The following is a 215-nucleotide window of genomic DNA, read 5'->3' as shown; positions in this document are numbered from 1 at the left end:
GGGCCGTTGAAGACTACAACGTTGATAGGCAAGGTGTGGAAGTGGTGTGAGCCATTAAGCTAACTTGTACTAATTACCCGTGAGGCTTAACCATACAACGCCAAACGCGTTTTATGCGACAGTTTAGACAGAAGTTAATATAACTAAAGTAGAAATTACTTAGAAAGACTTAAAAAATATTATCAGATATTTTCCAAATTCAGTTAATGCGTAGA

1 rRNA gene is annotated in these 215 nt (G+C 36.7%); it reads left to right on the top strand.

The window, feature by feature from the left end:
* Window positions 1-94, top strand: a 23S ribosomal RNA gene (locus H5117_RS20540); the annotation flags it as partial.
* Window positions 95-215: the final 121 nt, after the last annotated feature.

Origin of the sequence: Pseudoalteromonas sp. SG45-1 (assembly GCF_014164135.1) — a bacterium.
In the GTDB taxonomy this organism is placed as follows: Bacteria; Pseudomonadota; Gammaproteobacteria; order Enterobacterales; family Alteromonadaceae; genus Pseudoalteromonas; species Pseudoalteromonas distincta.
The sequence above is the reverse complement of the archived record's forward strand: the minus strand, read 5'-3'. Positions and strand labels throughout refer to the sequence as shown.